Origin of the sequence: Testudinibacter crocodili, from assembly GCF_006228025.1 — a bacterium.
Classification (GTDB): domain Bacteria; phylum Pseudomonadota; class Gammaproteobacteria; order Enterobacterales; family Pasteurellaceae; genus Chelonobacter.
In genome coordinates this window covers 1-3,003 of sequence record NZ_VDHF01000154.1, presented here as the reverse complement: position 1 = coordinate 3,003, position 3,003 = coordinate 1, and the positions used below count along the sequence as shown (strand labels likewise).

The window sequence follows — 3,003 nt, the reverse complement described above, 5'->3', positions numbered from 1 at the left end:
GTTTTTCTTTTGTTTTATTATTATGTTAGTTATATTCTTCATAGCAACCTTTGTAGGCTAACAGCCATTCCAAGCCTAATTATAGATGTATATAAGAAGCTGTATTTTTTCTTTATTGATTAGGTACTTATACCGCACTTTGCAAACGGGCGGATAATTAATCCGCCCCGACTTTGCCCCATTAAACATCTTTGTCAATAAACTGAGGGCGGCGATTCCGCTCGCCCCGTATAGACTAGATAGTATCTGGGTTATGCCTGTGGAATATTCGCCAAAAGTGCGGTCAGCAACGCCCAATAAGTTTGCACCGCCGGGATATGCACTCTTTCGTCCGGTGAATGCGCGCCACGAATAGTTGGCCCAATCGAGACCATGTCCAGATTCGGATAGTGTTTTTTGATTAAACCGCACTCCAAGCCGGCATGAATCACTTGAATTATCGGTTCTTCGCCTAGAATTTGCTGATAATGTCGCTGCGTCACCGGCAACATCGCAGAATGCGGATTTGGCTCCCAGCCCGGATAGTCGTGGCTGAATTCAATCTCTGCACCGACCAGATTGACCAACGAATCCAACACCGAACAGACATAATGCTTGCCACTTTCGATCAAAGAGCGGATCAGAATCACCACTTGCAATTGCTCGCCGTTGAGTTTCAACACCCCGATACTCAATGAGGTTTCCACCACGCCCGACACGACATCACTGTTGCGAATTACGCCGTTCGGCAAGGTATTGAGCAGATCAATAATACGATCGGTGCTGACTTGATTGATCACCTGCGCTGCTGGTTGTGCCGCTTCCAATTTCAACTCCAGTGTCGGTTCGCTGAATGCCAGTTCTGCTTGCAGTTCGTTTTGCAACATGGCAACCGCACTTTGCAATTTTTCATCACTGCCGTCAAACGCCAACAGCGCAAAGGCTTCACGCGGAATCGCATTGCGCACCGAGCCACCACCGATATCCGCCACTTGGAAATCAAAATGCGCTTGCAACTGCGCCAATACTCGTCCCAACAATTTAATCGCATTGCCACGCCCAGTGTGAATATCCGCACCGGAATGCCCGCCCTTCAAGCCTTTCAGCACCAGCTTGGCAGCGTGCGGCAACGAATTCGCCTCAACATCCAGATCAAGACGCAAATCACCATCGATCCCACCGGCACAGCCGATATAAATCTGTCCGTTTTCTTCGGTGTCGGTGTTGATCAAAATCTCACTTTGCAACCAATTTGGTTGCAAGCCGTTGGCACCAATCATGCCGCTCTCTTCGGTCATAGTCAGCAACACTTCCAAATCCGGATGCGCTAAGTCATCACTCGCCAATACCGCCAGCGCCGATGCCAAACCGATGCCGTTGTCTGCCCCCAAGGTCGTGTTTTCTGCAGTCACCCATTCGCCGTCGATATACGGTCTAATCGGATCAGTGCTGAAATCATGCACCGTGCCTTCATTTTTCTGTGGCACCATATCCAAATGCGCCTGCAATGCCACTTTTTTGCGGTTCTGCATACCTGCGGTCGCTGCTTTGCGGATCAAAATATTGCCGACTTCGTCGCGCTCCACCCACAATTGCTGTTGTTTTGCCCAAGCAACAATGTGCTCAGCCAGTTGCTCTTCTTGATAGGATGGATGCGGAATATCACAAATTTGTTGAAACCACTGCCATAAAAGGGTCGGTTGAAGCTGTTTGATTTGTTGCATAATTATCCTCACGTACTAAAAATAAAAACTCAAGCCTGCTCCTCGCAAGCGCCAAGCACCGTCTTATAAAAACCTAAAAAAATCGGCGGAAAATTGGGATTAATAATAGCATGAAATCTTTTTTCAGGTTATCCTATCGCAATTTTTAAAATCATACTGGTCAAATCGCCAGCAACTATTTTCATTCTTTACAAGGGTTTATTATGAGCGAAAAATACATTGTCACTTGGGATATGTTCCACATGCACACCCGTAAACTTGCCGAACGTTTAATGCCGGCGTCCCGTTGGAAAGGTATTATCGCCGTCAGCCGCGGCGGACTGTTCCCAACCGCCGTGATCGCACGCGAATTGGGCTTGCGTCATGTGGAAACCGTGTGTATCGCTAGTTACGACCACGACCAACAAAGTGAATTGAAAGTATTGCACGCTGCCGCAGGCGATGGAGAAGGTTTTATTGTGGTTGATGACTTGGTGGATACCGGCAACACCGCCCGCGCCATTCGCCAAATGTATCCTAAAGCGCATTTCGTCACCGTGTTCGCCAAACCGTCCGGCGCACCACTGGTTGACGAATATGTGGTTGATATCCCACAAAATACTTGGATCGAACAGCCTTGGGATATGGGTATCACCTTCGTACCGCCACTTTCCAGAAAATAAGATTGCTTCAGAAACACCCAAACGCCCGCTAACCAATGTAGCGGGCGTTTTTATAGATCGCATACTAGCGAAAAACCGCACTTTTCATCTCTATTTCCTGCTATAGTACTTTGCCCCTTAGAAATTTACTCACTAAGCAGGAGATCAGATGAACCATTTTAATTTAGATTTAATCAAATTTATTCAAGAAAATTCTCCTGTTTCCCTCGATATTGTTTTGAGTAAATATCAAAAAACGCTATCGACAATAAAACGCGCTATTAAAGAAATTAATGATTACTTAGAACCAGAAAATAAAACTCATGTTATCAATGCTAAAATTATTACACCAATAACCTATCGAGATTATATAAAATTTGTTAAAAGTATTAGTTTAAAGCGTTATATCTCTACACCAGATGAGCGGATAAGACTTTTTATTCTCCAAGCAACCCTATTTGAATCTATTAATAGAAAAGAATTTTATAGTAGATTAAACTTAAGTTATAGCACGCTCAAAAATGACATCATCTTGTTAAAAAAGAAAACACCAAGCCACATTGAATTCACACTAAAAAATAGGAATTCCTGGGCTATTAACGGTAATGAGATTTCAATCAGGATTAATTTCTGTAAGAATATTTTCAACATCCTTGAAT

General features: G+C 44.5%; 3 protein-coding genes. 2 read left to right on the top strand and 1 reads right to left on the bottom strand.

What is annotated here, in order from left to right:
• Positions 1-251 precede the first annotated feature (251 nt).
• Positions 252-1,703 carry an aminoacyl-histidine dipeptidase gene (locus FHQ23_RS12010; protein WP_139614526.1) on the bottom strand — a complete coding sequence of 484 codons (1,452 nt, stop codon included), beginning with the start codon at positions 1,701-1,703 and terminating at the stop codon, positions 252-254.
• Positions 1,704-1,906: 203 nt separating this feature from the next.
• Between FHQ23_RS12010 and gpt the strand changes: the two genes are divergently transcribed.
• Both gpt and FHQ23_RS12000 read left to right on the top strand, forming a co-directional pair.
• On the top strand, positions 1,907-2,365 hold the full coding sequence (gene gpt / locus FHQ23_RS12005) for a xanthine phosphoribosyltransferase (protein ID WP_139612022.1): 459 nt from the start codon (positions 1,907-1,909) through the stop codon (positions 2,363-2,365).
• Between the two features lie 148 nt (positions 2,366-2,513).
• The coding region (locus FHQ23_RS12000; protein ID WP_267963717.1) for a BglG family transcription antiterminator at positions 2,514-3,003 on the top strand (490 nt) is incomplete at its 3' end.